8 protein-coding genes and 2 pseudogenes are annotated in these 5,863 nt (G+C 62.5%); 3 read left to right on the top strand and 7 right to left on the bottom strand.

Going from position 1 to position 5,863, the window contains the following annotated elements; translation table 11 throughout:
* Window positions 1–158: 158 nt before the first annotated feature.
* The 3 genes from ABTU92_RS08775 to ABTU92_RS08765 all read right to left on the bottom strand — a co-directional run bounded on the left by ABTU92_RS08775 (window position 159) and on the right by ABTU92_RS08765 (window position 1,195).
* Window positions 159–332, bottom strand: a complete 174-nt coding sequence (locus tag ABTU92_RS08775; RefSeq protein WP_408089676.1) for a hypothetical protein — start codon at window positions 330–332, stop codon at window positions 159–161.
* Between the two features lie 52 nt (window positions 333–384).
* Window positions 385–690, bottom strand: a complete 306-nt coding sequence (locus tag ABTU92_RS08770) for a hypothetical protein (protein WP_408089674.1) — start codon at window positions 688–690, stop codon at window positions 385–387.
* A 100-nt stretch (window positions 691–790) separates the two neighbouring features.
* The gene (locus ABTU92_RS08765) at window positions 791–1,195 is read right to left on the bottom strand and encodes a recombinase family protein (protein WP_408089672.1); all 405 of its coding nucleotides are present in this window, start codon (window positions 1,193–1,195) and stop codon (window positions 791–793) included.
* Between the two features lie 88 nt (window positions 1,196–1,283).
* Between ABTU92_RS08765 and ABTU92_RS08760 the strand changes: the two genes are divergently transcribed.
* Window positions 1,284–1,667 carry a hypothetical protein gene (locus ABTU92_RS08760; protein ID WP_408089670.1) on the top strand — a complete coding sequence of 128 codons (384 nt, stop codon included), beginning with the start codon at window positions 1,284–1,286 and terminating at the stop codon, window positions 1,665–1,667.
* A gap of 172 nt (window positions 1,668–1,839) precedes the next feature.
* On the opposite strand, the pseudogene ABTU92_RS08755 reads toward ABTU92_RS08760, so the two are convergent.
* Window positions 1,840–2,108 (bottom strand): annotated as a pseudogene (locus ABTU92_RS08755) (transposase); the annotation flags it as partial.
* A 319-nt stretch (window positions 2,109–2,427) separates the two neighbouring features.
* On the opposite strand from ABTU92_RS08755, the gene ABTU92_RS08750 reads away from it, so the two are divergent.
* Both ABTU92_RS08750 and ABTU92_RS08745 read left to right on the top strand, forming a co-directional pair.
* Window positions 2,428–2,817 carry a type II toxin-antitoxin system RelE/ParE family toxin gene (locus ABTU92_RS08750; protein WP_408089668.1) on the top strand — a complete coding sequence of 130 codons (390 nt, stop codon included), beginning with the start codon at window positions 2,428–2,430 and terminating at the stop codon, window positions 2,815–2,817.
* Complete coding sequence (locus tag ABTU92_RS08745) at window positions 2,814–3,164, top strand: helix-turn-helix domain-containing protein (protein ID WP_408089666.1); 351 nt, start codon at window positions 2,814–2,816, stop codon at window positions 3,162–3,164. The genes ABTU92_RS08750 and ABTU92_RS08745 overlap by 4 nt, the downstream gene beginning before the upstream one ends.
* A 271-nt stretch (window positions 3,165–3,435) precedes the next feature.
* On the opposite strand, the pseudogene ABTU92_RS08740 reads toward ABTU92_RS08745, so the two are convergent.
* The 3 genes and pseudogenes from ABTU92_RS08740 to ABTU92_RS08730 form a co-directional block, all read right to left on the bottom strand.
* Window positions 3,436–3,898: pseudogene (locus ABTU92_RS08740) on the bottom strand (transposase); the annotation flags it as partial.
* 35 nt (window positions 3,899–3,933) lie between these two features.
* Window positions 3,934–4,203: an HGGxSTG domain-containing protein gene (locus tag ABTU92_RS08735; protein ID WP_408089664.1), complete on the bottom strand. Its 270-nt coding sequence runs from the start codon at window positions 4,201–4,203 to the stop codon at window positions 3,934–3,936.
* Window positions 4,200–5,126, bottom strand: a complete 927-nt coding sequence (locus ABTU92_RS08730) for a hypothetical protein (protein WP_408089662.1) — start codon at window positions 5,124–5,126, stop codon at window positions 4,200–4,202. Before ABTU92_RS08730 ends, ABTU92_RS08735 begins: the two co-directional genes overlap by 4 nt.
* Window positions 5,127–5,863: the final 737 nt, after the last annotated feature.

The following is a 5,863-nucleotide window of genomic DNA, read 5'->3' as shown; positions in this document are numbered from 1 at the left end:
GGATCCATTTCAATAACGCCCGAACGCCTCGAGACCTTTGAAGTCGTGATACTCGGCCAGCCCCTTGGCATCGACCACGACGGCAACGCGGGTCTCGATGCGGCCGTGCGCCTTCGTCTCGGGCTTGGCGGTCGGCGACGCCTTCCTGGCCCCTTCGGCTACTCGGCTGCCAGCAGGCAGGCGCGCGCGTCGGACAGCAGCGATTCTTGGTTTCCCTTGAGCGCGATGCAGTAATCGCGGCCCTTCTCGACGATCCTCTCCACCATGCGCCGGTTGCAATGGAGCGCATCGCCGGTGACGATCTTTCCCTTGAGATCGAAGAGGCCGATCATCTCGAGCGCGGCGTCGACCTCGGACGCTGGTACGACTGCTCGCGCAGCATCGTCAATTCAGTATTCCGCCTGTCGTGGAAGGACCCACGCTTCCCTGGGGTTTGTCGTTGTAAATCCGGATCAGCAGGTCACGCATGGCGAGCATGTTCTCTGCGGTCGTGACGATTCGGGCGCGAACCACGCTCTCGTAGTCGGTGATACCGTGGTCGACGAGTGCGCCGGGTTTGGGCCGGGCGTGAGTGAAAGTAATAGTTGCGAATGCGCCGCTCAACAAGATGTTGAACTTGCCGATACAAAGTGTTTCCTGAACGTGATCCGGATCGGTTGCCGGTGCGTCCTTCGGTTCGTGCGTGGCCATCAAATGCCCCAAGGATGGATGGTGTTCGTGCGGATAATGTCGAGGCGCGACGGGTGCAATCAGTGCAATTGCTGCGGTGGTGTGTAACTAAACCGACGCGTCAACGTCGTTCAAGATTATGATACCAGCAACCTATGAGAGTGTCGAGCCAATGTCGGCCCGGACGGCCCTGGCGCGAGCGTCGGTCCAGCACCAGACCCTGTCGGCTTCGTCGGTCGGCGACTGTTCTCGCCAAGGTAACCGGGATGGTTCTGCCGCGGATCGCGCGGCGTTGATCAGCGCGATATTGTCGAAAGGGCGCGTCAGGTCCGGGGTGTCGCTTGAAGACGCACTCGATCACGATCTCGAGGCCTCGCGCCGAAGCGTACCGACGGATCACATCCAACTGGTTTTCGGTCGAGTACTTCTGGTGATCGGTCGACATGCGGACATAGGCGACAGCGGGTGTCGCGACGCTCGCGTCGTGGTCCTCGGCTCGACGAATGGTCGATCCCTGTCTCCTCACCCCGACATCCTCACACCGTTCTCCTGCAGCACCGTTGCACGGCACTGGCTCACTACTCCTCGGGTCTTTTATCCCCGAGGAGGGTCGAATGTCGTTTCCGAAAAAGGGGAAGTTCTTTCCGGGCCAAGACTGGGGCGCCAATGGAGGAGAGTCTCCCGACGGCAGGCGTTACGCAGCAGAGATCGCGGCGGCGCTGCACCGAGCCCTGGATTCCACCCGTGCCGGGGCAAAAACAGCTGCGGGCTGGACCGGCGCCGACGAACGGACCGCAAAGAACTGGCTTTCCGGGCGCTACGGGCCGAGCGGCATGCATCTCGTCGCGCTCGCCCGAAATTCGGACGACGTGCTCAATGCATTTCTGGCGATGGCGGGGCGCCCGGATTTGGTCGCGTCCGCGAAGCTGGCCGCTGCCGAACAGGCAATATCGGAGCTGTTGTCGGCGGTTCGGAGCTTGAATGGAAAGGCGAAGTAGCTGTCAGCAATTCGGACGTCCACGGAAAGCTCGCGGGATCGACTTGAATATGCGCCGACACCTTGAGTCATGAGACCTGTGCGCGGATAGCTCTGGACGACGCATCGAATCTCTGACCCGCCTCTCGCAGAGCGGATCGGGAGTGGGCGTCCTATCTCCTCCAGGACTCGCGGTTGATCGCGCCGTCGATAACGAACGGGGCGATCATGCCTCGGCAGGTGAGCCGGCCACGAAGGTGGTCGTCTTCCAGTGTCCGTGCGGAATGCCGACCCGCAAGCGCTCGCCGCGCGGCGCCCGGCCATAGCGTCGGGTCATGTTGGTGGAGGCCCACGTCTCGTCGATGAACACCAGCCGATCGGGGTCGAGGTCGAGCTGGCCGTCGAACCAGGCCTGCCGACGCCTCACGATGTCGGGACGATCCTGCTCGCTGGCATGCCCGGTCTTTTTTTGCGCGTGATCCGGTGACGCTCGAAGAACCGTTGGATCGTGCCGAAGCCGAACGTGTGCCCCTGGCTCGCGAGGCTCCGACGAAGCTCCTCGATGGTGATGTCGGGCGTCTCACCTCGATGACGACGTCGAGGGACTCGGCCGTGCCCATCAGTTTGCCCGGGTCGCAGGCGCTGTCCGTGAAGAGGAGCGCGACCCACGATCATCGCTTGCGGATCTGCGCTACGCCATCTCGCTGGCGTAGGCAACCTGGTTCCCGCAACAAAGGAATTAATCCCTTGACAAGAGTATGGGCATTCCCCCATATCGAGGCGTGAGAATCGAACGCCCCGACCGGAAACCCTGCGTCTTTATCGGCTCCAGACTCAAGGATCTGAAGCGATTCCCGGATAAGGTGCGGAACCGCATGGGCTACGCCATCAGCCGCGTGCAGGATGGTGACGAGCCGTTCGGTACGAAGGCGCTGAAGGGGTTCGGCGGCCGTGCTGTCCTGGAGCTGGTCGAGGACTTCGACGGCGACACCTACAGGGCCGTTTACACCGTGCGGTATGTCGGCGTGGTCTACGTCCTTCACGCCTTCCAGAAGAAGGCCAAGAAGGGCATCGCCACCCCTCAGCACGAGATTGATCTGATCAAGACGCGCCTGCGCGATGCCGAGACGCATTACCGCGAGCGCTATGAATACGAAGGGAGCAAGCCATGACAAAGAAGAAAAGCGCTGTGCTGCCTCCCCACGAGGAGAGCAGCGGCAATGTGTTCGCCGACCTCGGTCTCTCCAATCCCGACGACCGAATGTTGAAGGCCAACATCGTCGCCGAGCTGCACCGCTCGATCAAGGATCGTGGCCTCACCCAGGTAAAGGCGGCGAAGCTGATGGGCATCTCGCAGCCCGACCTGTCCCACCTGCTGCGGGGCGATTTCGAGGACTACTCGGCCGAGCGCCTGATGAAGATGCTCACCGTCTTCGAGCAGGACGTCGAGATCGTCGTGAAGCCGCACCGCCGGGCGGGCGAAATCGGGCGGATCACGTTCCGGCCGACCGCCGTGTGAGGTGCTTTTCTCGGATGGCGGGCTTCGGCCCGCCGTTTCTGATTCGGTCGCGCGCCCGCGGGCCGGGTTTTCGTGAACGGAGCCGCGTGCCGCGTCTCCACCCTGCGGGCTTCGATCCCTCGCGCAAGAGCCACCCCGGTCCGGCCGCCGCAAGGCAAAGCCCTGCGGGCGCGCTCCGTGCGGCCTTGACCCGGCCGTCCCGGCGCGGCGAGGGGCGGCCGTTCCGCAAGGCGAAATCCGCCTTGCGTCAGGCCTTCAGAGCGGAATCCGATCAGGCTGCATCGTAGCCCGCGTGGTGAAGTAGTCGGCGCATTCGGCCGGCGTGAAGGTGCGGACGACGCCCCCGATCTTGCCCCAGAGGCCGTCGACGGTTCGCTCGGCAGCCTTGCGGAGATGGGCCTTCAGCTTGGAGAACGCGTTCTCGATCGGATTGAAGTCGGGATTGTAGGGCGGCCTGACGAGAAGGTTGGCGCCGACCGCCTCGATCATAACGCGGACGGCGGGCCCTTGTGGCTCGAGAGATTGTCCATGATGACGACGTCACCGGGCCTTAGCGTGGGAACGAGAACGCACGCGACATAGGTTTCGAAGGCCTCGCGGTTGATCGCGCCGTCGAGGACGAACGGGGCGATAATACCTCGGCAGGTGAGCGCGGCCACGAAGGTGGTCGTCTTCCAGTGTCCGTGCGGAATGCCGATCCGAGGCATTCGACGCCCACGACCGGCCGCGCGGGCCCCTGCCGACGGTGGTGAGCGCGTCTGATTGCCTGTCAAACGTCCTCGAACGACGACAGGAGCGTTCTCGCTTTCCGCTCGAGTTGCGCCCAGTAACGCCGTTCCGCCTTGGCCACCTTGGTGTAGAAGCCGTGCTTCATCGCATTTGTGTTCCCCCGCGGCGCACCGGATCCTCGTGCCCCACCGTGCATTCGACAGCGCTTCTTGCCGGTCACCGGAGCCGTTCGGCACGGTGTTCCATTCCGCGTCTTCGCCCCGCAGCGACGTGGCTGCGGGGCGGAAACGTTGCTGTCGGACTTGCTCACGCTGACTTGGGCGTCACGATCTGTTCATGACCCGGCGGAAGGAGATCCCCGGACAGCGGTGCGTCGCCAGGCGCGGCGAGGGGAACGAGGGGACCCGACGGGTGTTCAGGATGCTGATCGAGCGCGGTCGGGGGGGTGGCGTGGCCCGACGTCGCCTTCCCCGACGTCTTGACCGAGTTCTTGACCGACGTCTTGACCGACGTCTTGCGCGACTTCACCCGCGTCTTCGTCTTCGTGTTCACGGTTCCAACGACCGCCTGGCCACCGTTCGCGACGTTCACATACTGGACCGTCACGGTCTGGCTGCCCTTGGTCCTGTAACGGGCCAGGGTTTCGGCGAGCTTTCCGTAGGTCAGCATCATCGACTCCATGCGGCGGCTCGCGATCTCGAACTCCTCGAGGTCCTTTGTGTGGGCGACGTTGCGGGCCATATACAAGTTCAAGACGTGAAGCACGGCCATCTGTGCCGCGAGCGTGACCTCGATCTGATCCCGCGGCCCGATGCCCTCGACGATGGCGCGCATGCAGTTCACCGCAGAATCGATGTTGATCCCGCCATGGCGCGGGCAGGCATTGATCCACTGAATGAGCGTCGCCTCGAGGAAATCCGAGTGGACGCAACCGAAAGCGCGACGCATCATTTCCGCTTCGAGCGGAAACTTTCCGACCTTGAAAGTCGGCGGCTTCGCACTGAGATCCGTGCTGATGCGCCTACCGGCAAAGCGATGCGGGGCCATCTGGTAACGGTTCGCGGGGGCGTGCTGCTGTCCCTGAGCCTCGATCTGGGGCAGCGGATCGTCCTTGGGCTCAGTCGCGTTATTATTGTTGTTGTTGTTGTTGTTGGTTCGATCGGATGATCGACATTTGCGATTGGCACGGGTCTGATGCCTTTCACCCGCGGCGTGGTCAAACCGGATGTTCATGAGTTTGCGGTATCTTTTGCCGCGATCGTTGATTTTAAACGAGTTCTGCCACGTTACTTCCGGGGATAACTCGTGCATGCTGTATGGCGGCGCCTGTGAACGACCCGGTGAAGTCCTCGCGAACAGATCATTTGGCGGCGCGCCGGAATGGTCTCGCTATCAGGGGGTATCGGAGAATTCTGATTCCGATCGTCGATCGACGACTCGGTCGCTGCGCCGAATTGCGCCTTAAACGAGCTATTAGTCCGCGGTGATGACCGAGCGATGCGAGAAGAAAATGCAGACAGGCGCGAATTCACCCCGTGCGGGAGACCAGCTCCCCGTGCGGAGACCAGCTCCGAAGAGGAGGACGCCTCGGATGAGAAGGATGCGTGTTTGCGATGCGATCGCCGGCCGCCATCTGCTCTTCTCAGGATACGAGCAGCACTCCGATGACGGTCGGGCCGAACCCGCCCGCCGCGTCTTCGACTCTGGGCGATCCCGCGGAGTTCATGGAACGAGGGCAGATGATCGCAGCGTCGACCACGGCGATCGGTGACGAGACACTCCAGCTCAGCAGCAGGTTCCCACGTGCGGCTGTCCGTGGGGACGCAGTACCGCCCGGCGTCTTGACGCCACCTTGACAGCCAAGTGGCCCTCTCTGTTCGATTGAACAAGATAATGAACATCCGCCAGGAATTTAGCGAATGGTAAAAATAAGTGACGTTTTAATGCATGGGGTTGATTGCTCGGAACTG

Source organism: Rhodoplanes sp. SY1, assembly GCF_046000175.1.
Classification (GTDB): Bacteria; Pseudomonadota; Alphaproteobacteria; order Rhizobiales; family Xanthobacteraceae; genus Rhodoplanes.
The sequence above is the reverse complement of the archived record's forward strand: the minus strand, read 5'-3'. Positions and strand labels throughout refer to the sequence as shown.

Coding starts and splice junctions, on each gene's coding strand:
- ABTU92_RS08730 (WP_408089662.1), bottom strand. CDS start 5,126: ATGAACATCCGGTTTGACCACGCCGCGGGTGAAAGGCATCAGACCCGT.
- ABTU92_RS08760 (WP_408089670.1), top strand. CDS start 1,284: ATGTCGTTTCCGAAAAAGGGGAAGTTCTTTCCGGGCCAAGACTGGGGC.
- ABTU92_RS08770 (WP_408089674.1), bottom strand. CDS start 690: ATGGCCACGCACGAACCGAAGGACGCACCGGCAACCGATCCGGATCAC.
- ABTU92_RS08745 (WP_408089666.1), top strand. CDS start 2,814: ATGACAAAGAAGAAAAGCGCTGTGCTGCCTCCCCACGAGGAGAGCAGC.
- ABTU92_RS08775 (WP_408089676.1), bottom strand. CDS start 332: ATGATCGGCCTCTTCGATCTCAAGGGAAAGATCGTCACCGGCGATGCG.